This is a genomic window from Citroniella saccharovorans, from assembly GCF_035481615.1.
In the GTDB taxonomy this organism is placed as follows: domain Bacteria; phylum Bacillota; class Clostridia; order Tissierellales; family Peptoniphilaceae; genus Citroniella; species Citroniella saccharovorans.
Genome location: NZ_JAYKOT010000001.1, coordinates 360359 through 381044, shown reverse-complemented (window position 1 = coordinate 381044; position 20686 = coordinate 360359). Strand labels below are relative to the sequence as shown.

The window sequence follows — 20686 nt, the reverse complement described above, 5'->3', positions numbered from 1 at the left end:
CCTTATCTAGCTAATCATAATATAGTTTTATAAGGAATTTTACCCAAACACCTTGTATAAAATTTTTCTAAATTATAGCTATGAAAGATATAACTTTATCCTTATGATATAAAATATCAGACTTTATATTTTTGAATTTTTTGTACGTTTTTAAATATTATGATATAATATAAATATATTGAAATTCATGATATTTTTTAAGGGGAGTGATTTTAAATGAAAAAAAAGTTTTATTTACTTTTTGTGTTTCTTATGGTATTTAGTTTAGCTTTTCCTTTATTAAATGTAAAAGCAGATAGTCTACTTCCAGATTACAATGAAGTTCAAGAGACTTTGAAAAATGTAGATATTAACAAAGAATTAGATAATATATTAGAAAAAATAGAAAAAACTGCTAGCTTACGGGATGCAGAATCTATAAAGATTGGTGCATCAGATTATAGAATGGAAGAAAAATATGGAGAATATAATGACCTGTCATTAAATGAAAAAAGAGAGTATGAATTTGGTCTAATGAAAGAGCTATTAAGAGTCAATGGTTATTCTTTTGAAGAAGCAATTGAAAAATATCTTGAAGATTCAAAAACTAAGTTTGATTTAAATCTACAATCAAAAGTAAGAGATGGCGTTGATGAAATATTTGGCCTAGATGCTTCAACTTATTCGGTAGTACCATCGGACCCCTCTATTGTAAAAGGTAAATTCGGAGATAGGGCAATTGCTCTAGCAGTTAATGCTTATTTTGACATAAAAGGATATAATTTTTCATCTCTTCTTTTATCAAGAGCACTCTTTGATAACAATAGCGATGAATTCATTCCAACAAATGAGGAGAAAAACTTTCTCTATAATACAATAGCGTATGATTCACTAAGAAGAAAAGACAGATATCCAGCAGGATCTACAAAAAAGGAGAATTTCAAAATAGGACTAACCGAGACGAAGCCGATGCATATTATTCAATCCATAAATTTAATGCAAAAATGACAGATAATAGGGTTATAATTACCGACTACTATGATTTTGAAAAAACTGACGAAGTCACATTCTCAGCAGTTGCTATTAATGCCTGCAAAAGACTCCAAGACGCTGGAGAATTAACAACTTTTCCTATAAGAATCCATCTAAAAAGATAGTAAATATTTTTAGATTATAGAAAAAATTTAACCCCCATAAGCTATATTAGTTGTCAATTTATAGCTTGTGGGGGTTGTTTTTTATTTTATAGATTTATTTTACTTATTTTGAAAAGTATTCTTTTGCATTTTTAAAGATATTTTGCATCTTATTGCCAGGAATATTTTTTAATAAGTCTTCTTCATATCTCTCTGAGTGACCCATCTTTCCTAAGATAAGTCCATCTTCTGAAACTAAGCCTTCAATTGCATTTAATGATGAGTTAGGATTAAATCTACCATTCATTGTAGGATTATTATGACTATCTACATATCTAAATGCTACAAGGCCTCTTTCTTCAATATCTCTAAGAGTATCACTATCTGTTTGGAACTTTCCTTCTCCATGTGAAACTATTGTCTCAAATACTTCTCCTTCTTTAAATCCAGAAAGCCATGGTGAATTTGCTCCTTCATATCTTGTTGAAACAATTTTAGATACGTGTCTTCCAATATTATTTCTAAATAGGGTAGTTACTTTTCCATCTTTTTCTCCAAGTTTTGAGTATGGAAGTAGGCCTGATTTTACGAGTGCTTGGAAGCCGTTACAAATTCCTAGTATAAGTTTTTTATCTTCAAGGTGCTTTCTAATGCTTTCTTTGATTTTTTTCATTTGAAAGAACATTTGCAATGAATTTTGCTGAACCGTCTGGTTCATCTCCCATAGAAAATCCACCAACTAAAGTTAAGATGTGGCAAGCTTCAATTTTCTTACTTAACTTATCTACTGATTCTAATAGATTTTCCTTGCTTAAATTATTTAAGACAAATACTTCTACTTCAAATCCTTCTCTTTCAAATGCTTTTTTAGTATCATATTCTGAGTTAGTTCCAGGGAATACTGGAATTAGTACCTTTGGTTTGTCTACATTTTCCTTGTATTTAAAGTTATTTTTAGGACTTTTAGTCTTTATATCTAAAGCTTTTTTATCTTCTTCTATATATATTGGGTAGATTTTCTTTAGAGTTTTTGTTAGTAGGTCCTGCGCTTCATCAAAAGAATAATCTATTCCATTTATTTTAAATGAATTTAAGTTTGTCTTTCCTAAAAGAATAAAATCTTCTTCACTTATCTCTTCCCTAGCTTCTATAAGGATTGATCCTGGCATAGGTGAAAATATATCCTTAGCTTCTATTTCAAAGCCAACTCTGTTACCAAGTCCCATCTTAAAGGCTGCTTCAAGAACACCTCCAAGCTTAATTGGCATAGCAGAAATAATATTTTTCTTTTCTATATTTTCCATAACTTTTTCAAAAACTTTTTTGGTTCTTTCGCTATCATTTTTGAAATTTTCATCTAGGTGTGATTTTGCTAAATATATATAAGAATCTTCTTTTTTAAATTCTGGGCTAATAATTTTATCTACTTGTGATGTGTTAACCGCAAAAGTTACAAGGCTTGGTGCAACATTTAAATCTTCAAATGTTCCACTCATTGAGTCTTTACCACCAATAGATACTACATCAAAATCAAGCTCTGCATCTATAAGTCCCAGCATTGCTCCTGTAACTTTTCCCCACTTCTTAGGATCTTCTCCAAGTTTTTCAAAATATTCTTGGTTTGTAAGTCTTGATCCCTTATAATTTCCTCCAGCTGCAACTATTTTTGCCAAGGCTTCAACTACAGAGCTGTAAGCACCAAGATATGGTGAATATGATGCAATAAATGGATTGTAGCCCATGGACATAAGACTTACTGTGTTTGTCTTTTTAAATGTAGGGATCTTTTGAATGGAGATGTCAGATTCTGTTAATTGATATTTCCCACCATAAGGCCATAGGACAGTTGAACGTCCAACTGAAGCATCGAATTTTTCAACCATTCCCTTTTGTATATTTACATTTAAATCAAGAAGTGTTTTATCTATATTTTCTTTATTTACTTCTTTGGAAACTTTGTAAGGATTATCTTCTAGTAAAACGCCCTTTATCTCAACTTTATTTTCTCTACTAGCTCCATTTGTATTTAGAAAATCTCTAGATAGGTCTACTATATATTCTCCCTCATACTTCATTCTAAGTCTACCATTTGAAGTAACCCTAGCAACTAAAGTAGCATCAAGGTTTTCTAGTTTTGCAAGCTTTGATACTTTTTCGTAGTCTTTACTATCTATTACAATAGCCATTCTTTCTTGAGATTCTGAAATTGCAATTTCTGTCCCACTTAGGCCCTTATACTTTAATGGAACCTTGTCCAAATCTATATCTATTGAATCTGAAAGTTCTCCAATGGCAACAGAAACTCCTCCTGCTCCAAAGTCGTTTGATTTTTTAATAAGTTTTGTTAATTCACTATTTCTAAATAATCTTTGAATCTTTCTTTCAATAGGAGCATTTCCCTTTTGTACTTCTGCTCCAGAGCTTTCCAAGGAATTTTTGTCGTGAGAAATAGAAGAACCAGTTGCTCCACCAATTCCATCTCTACCAGTTTTTCCGCCAAGTAGAATAACTACATCCCCTTCTTTTGGTTCAAGTCTAACAACATTTTCTTTAGGAGCTGCTGCAATAACTGCACCTAGTTCCATTCTCTTTGCCTTGAAACCTTCGTGGTAAAATTCTCTAACAAAAGTGGATGCAAGTCCAATTTGATTTCCATAAGAAGAATAACCATTAGCAGCTTCTTTTGAAATTAGAGCTTGAGGAAGTTTGTTTGGAATAGTATCCTTTATGTCCTCTAGTATATTTCCAGCTCCAGTAACTCTCAAAGCACCATACACAAAACTTCTTCCAGAAAGTGGATCTCTAATAGCTCCGCCAAGACAAGTTGAGGCTCCGCCAAAAGGTTCAATCTCAGTTGGGTGGTTGTGAGTTTCATTTTTAAACATTAAAAGATAAGGAACTTTTTCTCCATCTTCATCTACTTCAATTTCTATAGAGCAGGCATTGATTTCACTTGTTTCTTCTTGGTCTTTCAATAAACCTTCTTTTTTGAAATACCTTCCCACAATTTGAGCCATATCCATAAGTGACATTTTTGAATCTTCTCTATTTAAAGACTTTCTAAGTTTTAAATATCTTTCAAAAGCTTTTTCTATTTCGCCTTTTAAATTATCATCCATAACTTTAATATCTTTAAGGCTAGTTTCAAAAGTTGTGTGTCTACAGTGGTCTGACCAGTAAGTGTCTAAAACTTTTAGTTCAGTTTCACTTGGATCTCTCTTCTCTTCATTTTTAAAATAATCTCTTATGAGTAAAAGGTCTTCTAGGCTCATAGCCATTTTTCTTCCATTTAAGAAATTTTCCATTTCCGTATCAGATAAGGATATAAAACCTTCAATTCTCTTAACCGCATCTGCTTTTTTATAGCTTTCAAGCTCAAGCTTATCTAGGTCCTTTATCCTTGACTCAACAGGATTGATAAGGTATTTTTTAATAATTTCATAGTCCTTTTCAGATATTTCATCTTCAAAAACTATAAGCTTTCCACTGGTAATTTCAGCATCAGAAGAACCTGATTTTAACATAAGGCACTGCCTAGCAGAATCTGCTCTTTGGTCGAAGGCTCCAGGTATAAATTCATAAGAAATAAATGTCTTATTTTCCAAATCGATCTTATCAAATATTTCATCGGTAAATTTTTCAGTTAGAACTTCTTCCTTTAAATAAGTAAGGTCATCACCCTCTACATCAAAACAATCATAAATATTGTAAATTTTTAAAGCACTTAAGGATTTAATATCTAACTTCTCATTTAAATCCTTAAGTAAAAGTTCTTCTTCCGTTCTAAAAATTTCCTTTTTTCTAACAAAAAATCTTTTCTTCAAAATCCAGCCCCCTCAATTATTATTTACCTTTATTATATACTGAAACTATTCTTTTTTCCACATATTGACATTTTTACACATAAAAGCTATATTCTATCTAGGTGATAAAATGGACAAAAAAATTATAGAAGAAATATTTGAAAAAGTAAAAAAAGAAAAAACTGGAGGAGCTCTTGCAAGTTATATTCCAGAATTAAAAGCACAAAACCCAGATGATTTTGGAGTTTCAATAGTTGGGGATAACTTTTCTTATGAAATAGGAAATAGTAGAAATCCTTTTACAGTTCAATCTGTTTCAAAGGTTGTTATCCTTGCCCTTGCCCTAGATGAAAATACATTTGAAGAAGTTGAGGATAAAATTTCATTTGAGCCTTCATCTAATCCATTCAACTCAATAAAAGATTTAGAAATAAAAAATGCCAACAGACCTCTTAACCCTTTTATAAATGCTGGTGCTATAGCAACAACAAGTCTTATAAAAGGTTCCTATAATGAGAAATTTGAAAAAATAGTAAACTTATTTGAAAAACTATCTGGCGAAGAAATTAATTTAAATGAAAAAGTTTTTAGGTCTGAAAAAAAGACTGGCGACCGCAATAGAGCCCTTGCTTACTATATGAAATCTACTTCTATACTTGACTTAGATGAGAATATTGAAAAACTTCTAGATGTATATTTTAAAACCTGTTCACTATCTGTAAATAGTTATATTTTATCTAAAATAGGATATGTACTTTCAAATTCTGGATTTAACCAAAGTGGAGAAAAAAATCCTTTCAAGTAAGCTAGTAAAAACTTTAGTCGCTACAATGGCCCTTTGCGGAATGTATGATGAATCTGGAAAAACATCAATACAAATAGGAATCCCATCAAAAAGTGGAGTAGGTGGAGGAGTTCTATCTGTTGTACCAAATAAGTATGGAATAGGACTATACTCACCCCTACTCAATGAAAAAGGAAGTTCTATTAAATCTTTTGAATTTTTAAAAGAACTTTCAGGTAAATTTGATTTGAGTATATATTAAAAAGGCTAAAACAAAATTTGTTTTAGCCTTTTAAAATTAATATAACAAGCTTTCAAATAGGACTTTTCCATCCCTAGCATCTAAGGACTTTACTCTTATTCCATCATTTCCAAGTATATAGAAATTGTAAACAGGAATTAGGGTAACTTTATTACTTCTCAAAAGATTATCTCTGGACTCTTCAATAAAAGAGTATAATAATCCTTCAAATTTTATCTCATTATCTTTGGTGATAGGGCTTAATTCTAAGTCTTTTTTTACTATTTCATAAGCCTTATCTTTAGAAATTATATCAACATTTTTTTTACTATAATTTTGATCGGTAAAATAAATCATTTGAAGATAAACTATCTCGCCATTTTGAATTATAAAATAAATATCTCTAGATAAAATAACTCCCCTTGATGACTCATCTGGAGAATCAAAACCGTAAATATCTGTATATAAACCTTCGTAGTTTTGAGTGTATTTTAACTGAATTGAGTCGGATACAACCTCATTTAAATTTACGCTCGTTCCATCTTTATATACAATCTCTCCCTTATCATTGTCCTCTATACCCGCTACAATATCTTCTTTTTTATATTCTTCAGCGCCTATTAATTTAAAATTATTTACCCCAATTGAATCAAAAAATTTATTGCAGATAGCTTCGGCTTTTTCCCTAACTTCTTTGCTAGCTTCCTTATTCTCAAGACTTTTATTACTATTGATATTTAAAAACTGATTAATATACCTGCTATTAGGCTTAGATGCATAAATCCTACCTGGCCCATTTGCAAGTTCTTCTCCGCCCGCATATATATAGCTTTTGCCATATTCTACAGGAACTGTTTCTACTAATTTGGAGAAGTTAAGTGCTTTTTCAATCTTTTCCTTATCTATATTTACTAAAGTAGTTTCAATCTCATAGACATTTTCGCTTGTTAAATCTGAAGAAAATAAATTTGAAAACCTATTTTGATCTTCTTTTTTCTCTTCCTCGCTTCTTTCCTTTATCTTGTATCCTTTACCAGAAGAATCTTTTGAACTTACTGAGCCGTCAATGTTCTTTTTAAGTTTTTCCTCTGAATATCCACTTCTAATTTCATTTCGGCAAGAAACTAAAAGTAGGGCAATTGATAAAATAATAAATAACTTTTTAAACATTTTCTATCACTTCCTTAATCTCTCCCCTATCTAATCTTATGATTTCGTCAGCTAAATAGGATATATCGTCCTTGTTGTGACTTGTAATAAAAATTATTCTATCTTCATTTTTATAATTTTTTACAATCTCTCTTATTTTTTCTACCGACTTATCGTCTAAGCCATTAAATATCTCATCCAAAAAAATAATGTCCGGCTCTTCAAGAAGAGCCATAGCTATAGCTAGCTTTTGTTTCATGCCCATAGAATAGGTCTTTACTGGTTTTTTTAAATCTGGATCTAAAGAAACTTCCTTTAAAATTTCCCTTATCCTATTATCATCAATAATATTATTAATCGAAGATATATATTTTAGATTTTTATAGGCGGAATAGTCTAAAAGGAGTCCTGGACCATCTATTAAAATTCCTGCGTTATAGATAAAGTCAATATCTTTTCCTACTTGTAAACCGTTAAATAAAACCTCCCCCTTACTAGCTTTTAATAGGCCCGATATACACTTAAGCAAAACACTCTTACCAGATCCATTTCTACCAACTAATGCGTAGATTTTACCTGAGACAAAGGTATGATTGATATTTTTTAATGCAGTATAGGACTTAAATTCTTTTGTAAGATTTCTCACTTCAATCTTATTCATACAAATTCTCCTTTTTCCTAAAAATAAAGAAACTTAATAGGCCAAGAAAAATAATAATAAGTAATAATATTTTACTTGCTCTTGTATAAGTTAAACTTTTATATACCTTATCTTTCGCTATAACACACAAATTCAAATAATTAGAAGGAAAAAATCTATCAAATGTTGGATTACCTAAAAATTTATTATATGAATCTGATAGGATATAAATTCCAGCCACAATAGGACCAAGATGAATCTTGTGATTATAAAGATTAAATACATAAATTATTATGCCGATTAAAATAACCTCCAAGTAAAATATCAAATTAAATATCATAAAAGCTTCCAGACCACTAAATCTAGAAACAATATAATTATTAAAAATATTTATGGATCCAGATGATCTCGCCATACTTGTTATAAATATTCCCCAGTCCTTAATAAAAACAAGTCTATCTATAAAAAAAAGCAAGGTTATTAAATTTGAAGCTATTACAAAAAATAGACTAATTAATAAAATATATAAAATGTTTGAAAGATTTAATCTTCTCTTACTAAATTTATTGATGTAGGACTTACTATATCCATCTAAAAAAGGAGCATTTAAAAATAAAAGTACAGAAGTAAATAAAATAAAATATCTAAAGCTTGAGTTTGAAGAAACTAATGGCAAAATAAAAGGAGATATATTTAAATCAACATTAGTTAAAACTTTTCTTATCTCAAGTAAATTATCTACAATAAGTATAAAGAAAACTGCTAAAGCATAGAATATTTCTTCTGATTTCAAAAAATTACTTAGCCTTAATTTTACTAGCTTTAACATTTAATCACCTTCTTTATTCTATCTCTAGAGAAAATATAAATAATGTAGAGAAAAAGGCAGTCTATAAATACGCCCATTAAGAATGAAGAAAAAATTCCGCCTGTATCTAATAAAAATCTAGTATAGTAAAGTGGGTCTATTAACCTCATAGCTGGGACAAAAGAATAAAGGGCAAAAAAACTAGTATAAACCAAACTTGGAAGTATAAAAAGTGCTTTTTTATTTGAAATAAAAAGACTAAGTAAAAATCCAGCCGCACACCAAATCGTATAATAAAGTGAATATGAAATGCTTAATAAAAATATAAATAAAAAAGGGCTAATATTTCTAAGCTCATAAAAACTAATGTCTATCTTAAATTCCTGATAAGGTGGTTCTTTTGGCCAGGCAAAATTTAAAAGTATAAAATATAAAAGCAAAAAAGAAATAAGGCATACCAAAAAAATAGAGATATACATACTTATTAGTTTAGCAAAAATATATTTTTTCTTCCCAGTCTTTGTAATATAATTTTGATAATATTTTGAAAAATAATCATTATAAAAGCTAAATCCAAAAAAAACTGTTAGAGAGGCAAATAAGAGTACATTTAAAAAACTTCCGAAAGCATTTTGGAAGAAATTCAAAATGTTTGGATTAAAGGCTCCCCTAAGACTTAAAATTATACTATCATAATTTACATAGAGCTTAATTAATAGAAAAATACCTATTGAGATAAGAGTATTCTTGTTTATAATATTTCTATATAACTCTAAATTTAATAGTTTGCTAGAAGATAAAAGCTTGTTTTTGTCTTTATTTGTGCTTAAAGTGTCATTTGACATAAAATCACCTTTGCTATTTGATGTCTAAATTGATTTATTAGTTTTTATTCTTCTCTTAGTTCCACCATAATTTTTTTAAAATTTCACTATTGTGAATTTTAATTTTATTAGCAAAATAAGAGCAGCTTTCACCAATATTTAGATATATCCTCTTAGATTAAATCAGAGTAGTTATAGTTTTTATAATGTAAAATTACAGCAGCAATTAATTTAATATTTCTAGTAAAATATTTTCAATTAAAAGATAGGTAAATTTAATAGAAAATAAATTTTAAAATCAAAAATCCATATATTAAATTTAATCTAAATAACTTTAATTATTATATGGCAATTTAATAAATATACCAGCTTTTTATACTCTTTTTATAATATATATTTTACACTAATATTTTATAGTTTGTCAATGTTTTTTTTTGAAACTTTGTCTTGATATATTGTTACTATGAATATGTCGCTGGTGTATATAGTTATTTCATAGGATAAAATATAACTATATATTTACCATTCTTATTTTATTTATGTTTATGGTATGATATAAGATAGAAAGGAGTTATTATGAATAGAAAAAAAGGTATAATTGCTATAATAATTTCAGCTCTAGGTTTTTCCCTTATGAATCTTTTTATTCCTCTTTCTGGAAATCTACCAACTATACAAAAAAGTTTCTTTAGAAATTTAATTGCTTTTTTAGTGGCATCCTTTGTATTATTGAAAGATTATAAGAGTGGAAATTTCTCAAAAGCTGACTTTAAAAATGTAAGTTTTAAAATTCTTATATTAAGATCTATTTTGGGAACTATTGGTATTTACGCTAACTATTACGCACTGGATAAGCTACTTATTTCTGATGCTTCAGTTTTAAATAAGATTGCACCTTTTTTCAACCCTTATTTTCTCTTTTCTTTTCCTTAAGGAAAAACTCTCAAGAGAAAATATTATTTCTATAATTATTGCATTTATTGGTGTTATTTTTGTTGTAAAGCCAAGCCTATCTTCAAGTGACATTCTCCCATATCTTATAGGTATTTTAGGAGGTTTATCAGCTGGCGCTGCCTACACGTCCGTTAGGGCATTAAATAAAAGAGGGGTTAACAGTTCCCTAATTGTTGGATTTTTTTCACTTTTTTCAACGCTTGTTTCCCTTCCATATCTTTTATTTAACTATACTAAAATGAGCCTAACATCTTTTTTGTGCTTAGTTTTAGTTGGAGTTTTTGCATCTATTGGACAGTATGGAGTAACTCTTGCTTATAAATTTGCCCCTTCATCTGAAATTTCAATTTTTGACTATTTTACTATTATCTTTACAGGTATTTGGGGACTTCTATTTTTAAATCAAAAGCCAGATATTTTAAGCTTATTAGGATATGTTATTATCTTTTTCGGCAGTTCTAATTAATTTTATATCCAATAGAAAAAAGCAAAGTTTAAATTCCATAAACTAAGCCAAAATTTAAGCTTAATTTTAACTAGTTTATGTCCCAGATTTTTCTGGGACTCAGACTGCCTACAAAGTGGCAAAATCCAAAAGGTAACGCTTTATACGAAAGAAATTGTAAGAAATTCAAATTGAAATAATTCGCCCGTAAACCAAACTGTTTGAGCGTTAGCGAGCTATCGATTTACAGGATTATGAGATTTAGAATTTCTCAGTTTCTGCAGTCAGATAAGCGTTTTTGGATTTTGTCTACACTCCACGTCCCAGATTTTTTTCTGGGACTTTTTTGTATGCAATTTTTTATATTTTATCTTTCTAAAAAACTTAAGTTTTACTAAAAATTTGCTAGCCATAAAATGCTTTTTTGAGATTTCTTAATTTATTTATAATTTCTTTTTTAAAAGTTTTTTAAATCTTACTTCAAATAAGTTCTTAATTCCCTAAACAATTTCTATAATTAAGACTTATTTTTCTAATATTCTACTAAAATTAATTTATTTTTTGTAAATTTTACTATAAATTATCTTATTATAAGTTTTGATTGATTTTAATTTTTCCAATTATAGGTTTTAATTTTTTCTTATCTTTTTAAAAAATTTTCTTACTAAAAACTTATTTCAATTAAGTTCTAAATTTACTAGATAATTTATTCATCTTCTTTATAAGACTTATTTACCTTATTTTTTTAATTTATACTGATTTATAATCTTTTCTCTATAATAAATTATCTAACTAGATATATTATAACTAAATTTAATAAAAGAAATAAAAAAGACATAACTCGTTTCAAACAAGTTATGTCTTTAAATTTAATCTCTTTTAATTAATTGTTTAAACTTTTCAGATTATTTATAAAGACTTTGTAGAGTCTTAGTAAATCCAACAACCTTAATTCCTGAAGGTCTTAATAATCTTAATTCGTCTTGAGCGTAGCTTATAGCATCAGCAACTTCTTTTCTCTTGTCGCCATGTCTTCTTGCTCTCTTAGCTTCTTTTATAGCTTCTTTAAGATCTTGAATTTCGTATTTAGTTGCTCTGTAATCTTCTGAGTTAAGAGCTACAGCTACAGCTTGGTCTAATCTATCAGATGCTTGGTAAATTTCAGCAACAGTTGATTGTGGTCTAAGTCTAATAGCAGTTACTTCTCTAATTTCAGAATCTAATGCTCTTATTACGTGAGTTGGTTTGTCTTTAAGTTCGTTATATTTCATAAATCTTGCTTTATGAAGTTTATGGTCTAAATCACTTCTAACATATATGTTAGCTGTGTCGTTAAGACCCATATCAGGATATCCTAATAATTTTTGTGCAAGTGCATCATATTCAGCCATATAAGCTTTCATATCTTCTACTGAGTGGAAAGGAGATACAGCTATAACAAGTCCTGCAAAAATATATTCAGCTATTTCAGCGTGAGCTGCGTCAACTTTATATCTTAATTCAGTTGTAGCAAATCTCATTGCTCTACCAAGTCTTCCTAGTAGAATAAGTCTTTGTGGAATAGATGATAAATCATATACTGATGAAAATCCCATTCCAATAGCTCCAACAGATGAATGTTCAATATTATCAGATAATTCTAAAGATTTTTCATTAAAATCTTTTTGAACATCGTAGTGGATTGGTTTTGAAAGTTCAAGAGAGTTAACATCTCCTTGGATTGACTTAATTTGTTGTTTGTAAACTTCTACCTCGTCCATTTCAAGAGCTGGAACATCAGTAGTTTCTGTAGTGTCATCTATAAAGTCTGGAGCATCATTGTTAGCTGCAAGAGAAGCAGCTGGAGTTAATGCAAATGAACATGCTAGTAAAAAAGCTAAAATTCTTTTTTTCATTTTTTTATTTCCTTTCTTAAATATATTTTTTATTAATAAGTTTTGCTAAATAATTCGATTTGATCTTCTAAAGTTACAGATCCGTTAAATTCTTTTCTCCAAGTACCAAAGTCAAATCCTGTGTATCTAACTTTACCATAACCATTCTTTAAATAAACTCTTTCGTTCTTAGTTCTGTTACCAGAAGTAACTACTAGACTAACTGGTCCAGTGTATCCTTCGCCGTCTTTTGTAGCTTCGATTTCTATATCAAAAATACCAGCTCTTCTCTTTTCAGATAGTTTAACTGAAGTAATTTTGTAAACAGATACATCTTCTGCTTTTTCAATTACAACTGGGAATTCTTTGTGAACGCCATTTGTAGCAGTTACTACAATCTTTGTTTTTCCTTCTTTAATTCCAGTAATTTTTCCAGTTTCGTCTACAGTTGCTATAGATTCATCTTCAGATTTGAATGTAACTGATTTATCAACAGCAGTCTTAGGGAATACCATTACTCTGTTTTCAAGAGAAAATTCTTCTCCAACTTTGAAGTTTGCTCTCTCTAATGTAAATTCAATTGCATTTACTTCGTCTGTTTCATAACCAACTGGTCCAATATGACCTCCGTCAGGTTTGTTAATAACTTGGTTATATCCACAAGATTTCATCATTGGGATTCCATCTATATATTCGCCTGGTTCAAGGATATATAAGTCAAAGTATGCTTTAACTCCAGTATCCTTTGAGATAGCAACTATCTTAACATTTCCAGGTTTTTGTGGAATTATTGCTCCGCCAGAAACTCTAGCTATATAAGCATTTTCTGAATAAACAGTTACGTCTTTTATAGGAGCTTCGAATGGAAGAGTAACAGGAGTTACAGTAGTTTTTTGGTCTACAGGAATTGCTCCCTTATCTCCTTCTTCAAATGTAATCTTTTCTACTCTTATCTTAGGTCCAGTAATTCTTTCTATTGCTTTATCAATAGCTTCAATTGCTTCATCAACTTCTCTACAAATAGCTTGGATTTTCCACCATACAGCTGAACCTTCTTTTATCTTTGCATCAAGTGCTCTAGCTAAGAATTGCTTACCTGTTCTATTAGCTTGATTTCTAATTTTTCTAGCTTCAGATAATTTTCTAGCTAATGAAGCTTTTTTATAAATAGTTGCAATATCATTTGGGCTAAGATCAGGATAAGATAAAAGTTCTTGTTCAAGAGCATCAAATCCTTGAATGTAGTCCATTATTCTTCCTTCATCAGCGAAAGGATTTAATATGTGTAAAATACCTACTAGGATATATTCAGTTAATTTAGTGTGAGCTGCAACAACCTTGTTAGCAAGTTCAGTTGAACCAAATCTAATTGCTCTAGAAATTCTAATTAATAATTGAATACGAGCTGGAATTGTTGTAACGTCAACTATAGTATTTCCTACAGGTGTAAGTTTAGGACTAGCTCCTACTCTTTTCATACCTTGATCTTCTGCAAGAGAAATTTCTCCATCTAGAAAATCTCCAGCTTCATTAAATTTTGCTACTAATTCTTCTTCGTCTTCGTTTTGAGGTTCAAAACCTTCCATTGATCCAACGGCAGTTGTCAAATCTTCTCTTAAATCAGAAACTTCAAGTTCAATTTCTAATTTTTTAGTTTCTTCGCTCGCATAAACTGCCGGTGCTAAAGCACTTAAAATCATAATAAATGATAGAAAAAGTGCTGCAAATCTTTTCTTATTCATCTTCATGTCTACCTTTCTAAATATATTTATGTCAAAGTAAGTTAAAACTTACTAGTAACATACGAGTTTAAAAACCGTATTTAATTGACTGTTCAATATCTCTTATTTTAATAGTAGTTTCAAATTCTTTTCTCCAAACTCCAAAATTAAATCCATTGTATTTAATTTTTGCCTCGCCTCTATTAAAATAAATTCTATTTTTTCTTACTCTATCTCCTGAAACAGTTGTTACATCTGCAGGTCCAGAATATCCTTCTCCATTTTCTGTGGCTTTGAAGGTAACAGTCCAAATTCCAGCTTTTCTTTCAGAGTTACGCATATAATCTACAGAAAGTTCTTTTAGTTCAGTTCTTGGTAAAACTATAAAATTAAATTCCTTTTTAAATCCTTCTTTGCATTCTATAGATACATTCGCTTTTCCTGTTTTATGTGCAGTTGCAATTCCATTTTTATCAACAGTTATTATTGATTCATCATTTGATAGATAAGTGAATTCTCTATTTGCTGTCTTTGGATAAACGCCAATTTTTTTGTCTAAATCGAAAGTGTCCCCTTCTTTTATAACTCCCATATTAGTTGTTAAATACATATTTCTAATTTCATTAGGGTCATATTCGATTTCTGGTTTTGTTGGTTCAACATAATCAGGTTCGCTAGGTTCGATCTCTTCCATCCATTTTGGATCAAAGTCATTTTCACCTAAAACAGGGATTGGATCATATTGTTCATTTCTAAAATCTTTAGGGATAACTTGAACAAAGAAATTAGCTTTTAGTGATCCATCTTCTGTTGAAGCTTGGATAACTGTCTTACCAACTGATCTTGGATAAATTGCTCCCTTATAATATACGGCAACATTATTATCTTGCGATTTAAACTTTAGATTATCTGTTGAAAGAGCTTCTGGTTCTATTATAGCTGTAAGTGAACCCTTCTTGTCTACATTGATAAATCCAGACTTTCCTTCTTTAAAATATAAATTTCTTGGCTTAACATGTGGATCGTCATGAATTTCATCGCCAATTTTTTCATCTGGAGCAGTATCTCCAGCAGTAGTGATAGCTTTTATACAAGCATTTGCATTTGGAACTTGTCTTGTTAAGTCTCCCCAGCTTTCTCCATCAGCTGAAACGTAAGATTGTCCAGGGCTTGCTTCGGCTTTACTTGTAAAACCAGTAATTCTTGTTTCAATTGGCATTGGATATCTATAATCAGCTTGTTCTGAGTTCATATAAACTACAACTGAAAAATTTTCGTCTTTAGTTAATTTTACTGGGTCAATATCTATAGTGTAATAACCAGGATATTCCATAAATCCTTCAGCTACAAGCTTTCTATCGGATTTTAATTGAGAAGTTTTTTCTAGATTTTCAACTACATAAATTTCATATCTTGTTCTTAAAGCTACATTATATAATCCAACTTCATGTAGAAGTTCATCTCTACTTGCTTTGAAGATGTTTGCCATATAACCTTGTTTATTGTATCCAACAGATCTGGTAGCTCCAAATTTATCATATTGATAAATTTCTCCAGTTTCATCTTTAGCTTTTGGAACAAAAACTGCATTTGACTTACCACAGAATTTATCAAAATAAGAAACATAGTAGAAACCATTGTCCATATATTTTGGTCCCCATGAGTTCTTAACTATCCATGCTCCATTATCAGGTGCTACAGATGAAAAACCATTTTTAGAGAATGAATCATCCCAACCAACAATAGTTACTGCATGGTCAGCTTTTCCTCCGCCTGGATTATAATATGAATGACTTTCAGGTCTTTCATAATACTTAGAAGAATTTATTGTTGTATAAACTCCACCATATTGCATAATTGCATTTTTAATAGCTACTGTATCTCCTATTGAAAGAACATCTGGTAAGTAAATAATTTCTTCCATATCTAAAGCTCTTTTTACATTTAGAGGAGATGCAGAGATAACTGGGTCATAAGGATCTTGTGACTCCCAAATAGGACCATCACCTCTTGATAGATAAGCCGCTGCAATATCTCTATTTCCGCCATCATCTATCGACCAGTCAAAGCCATGCATATTTCTCATATGTTTTTCAGAAAAATCAAAACTTCCAAATCTTGATAAGTATGATTCCATCGCACCATATGCTGCAAAAGCCCAACAGGAACCATTTGTACCTTGATTTTTAACTGGAGTTACTCTGTTGTAATCCCTTAAGTTAAAATATTCTGGAAGTGCTGCTCTAGCTCTGTAAGTAGGTCCATCATAAGATACTTTAAGTGGTCCAGCACCTTGAGCGTTATCTGGTGAAAAATCTTCATTTAGTGGAGCTATTTCAAGATCTCCCAAATCATCATCCATGTCATAGATTATCCCATTATCACTCTCGCTTAGTTTTTCTTCGCCAGCTTCTTCTTTATTTTCTTCTTGATAGCTTTCTAGCTTTTCACTCTCCTCCTTTACTATTGCGCCCTCGCTCGCAATAGCAAAAGATGGAAGTGTTGTGCTAAGAAAAACTAGTAAGGCTAAAAATAAAGATCCGATTACCTTTTTATTTCTAAACATTTTCTCCTCCTTTTTTGTCATTTGTACGACTTGTATAATTATGCACTATTCTATAATCGTTTTTTATAAATTATTTGCCTCCACTCTAATTTCTAAAGCTAATTGGCATTTCTTTTTCTTCATTTTTATGATACAACCTGTGAATTTAATTGTCAAGCAACTATAAAGTCTAAAAACCGATTAAATCAGTATGGTTTTAATTCCGATAGTATTTTATTTGAATAATGATATTTATTTTAAATTGTTTAGTTAAAATACTTTTAAATATTATACTTTTTATTAGTATAAAAACTATTATTTTTAAATTAATTATCGAATTTAAATTATTTTTGATAAAACGTTTTACTAGCTTTATAAAAATTTAAAAATGTGCAGAATATATCACATTGTTATTCTAAAGGCTCTAAATTTTTTTATTGTAAATGTTTTTATTTATTTAGTTTATCTAGGTAAATTGATTTTGCGATAAAATTTATACAGTTAATTTGAGGTATTATTAATTAAAAATAAAATTTTTTTTGCATAAATCTAATTAAATTTACTACTAAAAATTTGGTTAATAATTTTAGACTTCAATTAAATTATTTAATCATTTATTTTCCCCAGAAAAAAAACTGGACTAAAATGTCCAGTTTTATAAGTAAATAAAATTTATGCCTTTTTATTATTTTCTTTGCTCCTATTTGCTATTGATGTTATATAATTAGCTGTCTCATAAAATCTTTCGGTATCTATAGTGTAGAAACTCCATTTTCCTTCTTTTCTTGTTTTAATAAGTTTCGCATTTTCTAAAAGTTTTATGTGATAAGAAAGCGTTGGTTGAGAAATATGAAAATTTTCTAAAAGCTCACAGGCACACATTTCGCCGTCAATTAAATGTGCTACTATCTTTAGCCTTGTTGGATCTGATAGTGTTTTAAATATTTCATAGATGTCATCTGCTTTCATAAGTTACCCCTTATTTATGTATTTTTACTATAGTTATAGTAGCATATTATACTGATTTTTACAATTTTCTGGAAATTTTTCTTTCTTATTATTAATATTTTATGTATGCTAAATATTTTCTAGTATATATTCTTCTAATACTTATTCCCACTATTTTATACTTGCTTTATTATTACCTTCTTTCGCTATATTAATTTATTAAGTTCTTTTTTATTTTTAGATAATTTATACTGTTTGAATTTTTCCTAATGCTTTTTTAAAATTAATAAAAGAGCGGCATCTCATTTTGAGTCTGCCGCTCTATTCTTAGATATGTCTTTTTTTTTATTTAACTTCAATTGATAAGTCTAAACTAGTATTGTCATATCCTTTTATATCTGAAGTTACTTTAACTGTATATTTTCCAACATTATTTAATTCATATACTGAGAATGGAAGTAAAAGTTCTCCATAATAGTCTGTATATTTTGTAAAGTTAGATTTTTTACCATTTGGATTTGTAACTTCAACCAATATTTTTTCATATCTCAAGTTTTGGTTTTGTTTATTCTTTGCAGATATTTTTAAACTTATTCCCCTATATCTTGAAGTTTCTTTTATATTTGTTAAATCTTTTAAGATAACTGGATTTTCTAAAACTACATCTTCATCTTTTTCTTCTTCACTTGAAGATGTTAGTTTAAATGTCTTTTCTATTTTAGAGCCTTTATAGCCATATTTACTAGCTTCTAGACTAAGTCTATATTCTCCTTCTAAATTAAGGTCACTATTACTTAGTTCTAAAATTGCTTCCCCATAATAGTTTGTGTAAAGACTTCTATACTTTTTACTTCCATCTGGTTTTTCTAGATTAACTTTTAGGGAAGAACCGCTTAAGGATTTTCCATTTTCATCTTTTGTTGCAATCTTTATAAGAGATTTTTTATTGATTTCTAAGTCGTCTAAATTTGATAAGATAGAAATATTTACACTTTTTTCAGCTGGTTCTGGATCAACAGGATCTACTGGATCTACAGGATCTACTGGGTCTACTGGGTCTACTGGGTCTACTGGATCTACTGGATCTACTGGATCTACTGGGTCTACTGGATCTACAGGGTCTACTGGATCAACTGGGTCATCATCTCCTTCTTCAGCTTTTACTGTGAAAGCTTTTAAACAAACATTAGTATTGTAAACAGTTCTATTCATATCATTCCAATTTTTTCCATCGAATGAATAGAATGATTGTCCATATAATGCTCTAGCTTTTTGTGAATAATTTCTAATAGGAGTTTCTACTGCAATAGGATACCTATTATTTGGTGTAGTTATTTTTATCATAGGAGCAAATTTTGATCCCTTTGTAACCTTAACCTTATCGATATTTATTGTATAATATCCAGCAAATTCAAGGCTTCCTTCAGCTACCTTTTTCATATTTTCAAATTTACCAGACTCATTATACTTTCCATCTAGATAAACTTCATAGTGAGCATTATTTGATGGAGCATAGAAAGCAACTTCTACAACATCACTATCTTCCTTAACTGGTCCAAACACATTTGTAAACCAAGCAGTTTCACCATCACCAAAAGACTGAGTCATACCAAGTTCGTCATACCCCCAATTTGTCTTTTCGTTAGATTTTTCTTCTAAGAAAAATACTGCATTATTTTTAGCTACAAACGCATCTTCATAAGATATATAGAAGTAACCACCATCTATTCCCCATTCTTGTCCCCAAGAATTTTTAACAATCCAAGCTCCGTTAGAAGTCGGTTTAGTTTTAAAATTATCTCTAGAATAATTATCATCCCAGCCAACTATAGCTACCGCATGGTCTGCATTTCCAACTCCTGGATTATAATGACCCATTGTTTTGAAATTTGTGTAGTATTCATTAGAACAAATTGTAGTGTAACTTGCACCATAATCCATTATTGCCTTTTTTAAACTTTGAATATTTTGATAAGAGTCTGCGTTAGGTAAAAATAAAACCTTATCCAAATCTTTAGTTCTAACTAAATTTCTATCGGAATAAAATCCAAATGGACTGTAAGGATCATCTGCTTCATTTATAGGTCCTTGCCAATTTGCTAAATAAGCAGTTGAAATAAGATGGTTTCCACCTTCGTCAGGTTTCCAATCATAAAGGTGAGTATTTCTAAGATGTTTTTCTGAAAAATCATTCTTTTCACCTGGAAGTAAAACAGATTCTGCTGAAGCATAAGTTGCAAAAGCCCAACATGAACCATTTGGCCCTTGATCTTTTACAGAAGTTACTCTATTTTCGTCCCTTAGATCAAATCTTCTAGGTAGATTTTCACTTTTTAAAGGCGTTCTAAATCCTTTAAATCCATCTTCACCCAAACTGAAAGGAATTGGTTTATAACCAGTTTTCCTTCTCGAACTTCTAAAATTATAACGACTACTTGTTGTTTCAGTTTTAAACTCACTTGATAGTGGTTTAAGACTTCCTCTTGCTCCATAGTATGCACTAGCATTTTGTCCAATTAGACTGGATGCTGAAATAAGTAGTGCAAGTGCATAGCTTACGACTTTCTTACTTTTCATATAATCTCCTTTTAATAATATATTATAGGCACAATAATTAAATGAAATATTTAGAACAACCTCGCAATAATTATTCTTTATATAAAATAATTTAATATTTATACCTACATGTCTAATGATAGCATGCTAAAATAAAAAAATCAATAGTCTTACAACTATTTCTTTATAATAGATTTATATAAAGATAAGCAATTATTTTCATAATATAAAAGTAATATCTTCTAAAAATACAACGATTTAGTTGAATGTAATTTTTGA

General features: G+C 29.6%; 15 protein-coding genes and 1 pseudogene. 5 read left to right on the top strand and 11 right to left on the bottom strand.

Annotated features, from left to right (window positions below; translation table 11 throughout):
• The first annotated feature begins 216 nt into the window (after positions 1–216).
• Positions 217–987 (top strand): hypothetical protein, encoded by a 771-nt coding sequence (locus tag VLK81_RS01795; RefSeq protein ID WP_324618797.1) that lies wholly within the window; start codon positions 217–219, stop codon positions 985–987.
• On the top strand, positions 984–1136 hold the full coding sequence (locus VLK81_RS01790; RefSeq protein ID WP_324618796.1) for a hypothetical protein: 153 nt from the start codon (positions 984–986) through the stop codon (positions 1134–1136). The genes VLK81_RS01795 and VLK81_RS01790 overlap by 4 nt, the downstream gene beginning before the upstream one ends.
• A 103-nt stretch (positions 1137–1239) precedes the next feature.
• Here VLK81_RS01790 and VLK81_RS01785 read toward each other — a convergent pair whose 3' ends face one another.
• A complete protein-coding gene (locus VLK81_RS01785; protein WP_324618795.1) occupies positions 1240–1788 on the bottom strand; it encodes a phosphoribosylformylglycinamidine synthase subunit PurQ in 549 nt (182 codons plus the stop codon).
• Positions 1763–4939 (bottom strand): phosphoribosylformylglycinamidine synthase, encoded by a 3177-nt coding sequence (locus VLK81_RS01780; protein ID WP_324618794.1) that lies wholly within the window; start codon positions 4937–4939, stop codon positions 1763–1765. The genes VLK81_RS01785 and VLK81_RS01780 overlap by 26 nt, the downstream gene beginning before the upstream one ends.
• A gap of 109 nt (positions 4940–5048) precedes the next feature.
• On the opposite strand from VLK81_RS01780, the pseudogene glsA reads away from it, so the two are divergent.
• A pseudogene (gene glsA / locus VLK81_RS01775) lies at positions 5049–5964 on the top strand (glutaminase A).
• 36 nt (positions 5965–6000) lie between these two features.
• On the opposite strand, the gene VLK81_RS01765 reads toward glsA, so the two are convergent.
• Genes VLK81_RS01765 through VLK81_RS01750 form a run of 4 tightly spaced genes read right to left on the bottom strand, consistent with a single transcriptional unit; the run spans position 6001 to position 9385 of the window.
• On the bottom strand, positions 6001–7113 hold the full coding sequence (locus tag VLK81_RS01765; protein ID WP_324618791.1) for a hypothetical protein: 1113 nt from the start codon (positions 7111–7113) through the stop codon (positions 6001–6003).
• Positions 7106–7753 (bottom strand): ABC transporter ATP-binding protein, encoded by a 648-nt coding sequence (locus VLK81_RS01760; RefSeq protein WP_324618790.1) that lies wholly within the window; start codon positions 7751–7753, stop codon positions 7106–7108. The genes VLK81_RS01765 and VLK81_RS01760 overlap by 8 nt, the downstream gene beginning before the upstream one ends.
• Positions 7746–8561, bottom strand: coding sequence for a hypothetical protein (locus tag VLK81_RS01755; protein WP_324618789.1), 816 nt, complete (start codon positions 8559–8561; stop codon positions 7746–7748). Before VLK81_RS01755 ends, VLK81_RS01760 begins: the two co-directional genes overlap by 8 nt.
• Positions 8555–9385, bottom strand: coding sequence for a hypothetical protein (locus tag VLK81_RS01750; RefSeq protein ID WP_324618788.1), 831 nt, complete (start codon positions 9383–9385; stop codon positions 8555–8557). Before VLK81_RS01750 ends, VLK81_RS01755 begins: the two co-directional genes overlap by 7 nt.
• A gap of 555 nt (positions 9386–9940) precedes the next feature.
• Between VLK81_RS01750 and VLK81_RS01745 the strand changes: the two genes are divergently transcribed.
• Positions 9941–10297, top strand: a complete 357-nt coding sequence (locus tag VLK81_RS01745; RefSeq protein WP_324618787.1) for an EamA family transporter — start codon at positions 9941–9943, stop codon at positions 10295–10297.
• Positions 10254–10784, top strand: coding sequence for a DMT family transporter (locus VLK81_RS01740; RefSeq protein ID WP_324618786.1), 531 nt, complete (start codon positions 10254–10256; stop codon positions 10782–10784). Before VLK81_RS01745 ends, VLK81_RS01740 begins: the two co-directional genes overlap by 44 nt.
• 884 nt (positions 10785–11668) lie before the next feature.
• Here the strand turns inward: VLK81_RS01740 and VLK81_RS01735 are convergent.
• The 5 genes from VLK81_RS01735 to VLK81_RS01715 all read right to left on the bottom strand — a co-directional run bounded on the left by VLK81_RS01735 (position 11669) and on the right by VLK81_RS01715 (position 20428).
• Positions 11669–12658 (bottom strand): CAMP factor family pore-forming toxin, encoded by a 990-nt coding sequence (locus VLK81_RS01735; RefSeq protein ID WP_324618785.1) that lies wholly within the window; start codon positions 12656–12658, stop codon positions 11669–11671.
• Positions 12659–12690: 32 nt separating this feature from the next.
• Positions 12691–14379 (bottom strand): CAMP factor family pore-forming toxin, encoded by a 1689-nt coding sequence (locus VLK81_RS01730; protein WP_324618784.1) that lies wholly within the window; start codon positions 14377–14379, stop codon positions 12691–12693.
• A 67-nt stretch (positions 14380–14446) separates the two neighbouring features.
• Positions 14447–16924, bottom strand: coding sequence for a lectin like domain-containing protein (locus tag VLK81_RS01725; RefSeq protein ID WP_324618783.1), 2478 nt, complete (start codon positions 16922–16924; stop codon positions 14447–14449).
• A 651-nt stretch (positions 16925–17575) separates the two neighbouring features.
• The gene (locus VLK81_RS01720; protein WP_324618782.1) at positions 17576–17872 is read right to left on the bottom strand and encodes an ArsR/SmtB family transcription factor; all 297 of its coding nucleotides are present in this window, start codon (positions 17870–17872) and stop codon (positions 17576–17578) included.
• 324 nt (positions 17873–18196) lie between these two features.
• On the bottom strand, positions 18197–20428 hold the full coding sequence (locus tag VLK81_RS01715) for a C1 family peptidase (protein ID WP_324618781.1): 2232 nt from the start codon (positions 20426–20428) through the stop codon (positions 18197–18199).
• Positions 20429–20686 lie beyond the last annotated feature (258 nt).